Origin of the sequence: Duganella qianjiadongensis (assembly GCF_009857915.1) — a bacterium.
Taxonomy (GTDB): domain Bacteria; phylum Pseudomonadota; class Gammaproteobacteria; order Burkholderiales; family Burkholderiaceae_D; genus Rugamonas; species Rugamonas qianjiadongensis.
On record NZ_WWCM01000100.1, the window covers coordinates 1 to 257 of the forward strand.

Consider the following 257-nt stretch of genomic DNA (forward strand, 5'->3'; position numbering starts at 1 on the left):
CTTGCGTAGCAACTAATGACAAGGGTTGCGCTCGTTGCGGGACTTAACCCAACATCTCACGACACGAGCTGACGACAGCCATGCAGCACCTGTGTGCAGGTTCTCTTTCGAGCACTCCCAAATCTCTTCAGGATTCCTGCCATGTCAAGGGTAGGTAAGGTTTTTCGCGTTGCATCGAATTAATCCACATCATCCACCGCTTGTGCGGGTCCCCGTCAATTCCTTTGAGTTTTAATCTTGCGACCGTACTCCCCAGG

General features: G+C 51.8%; 1 rRNA gene. It reads right to left on the reverse strand.

Annotation, left to right across the window (positions count from 1 at the left end):
- Window positions 1–257: ribosomal RNA gene (locus tag GTP27_RS24485) — 16S ribosomal RNA — on the reverse strand; the annotation flags it as partial.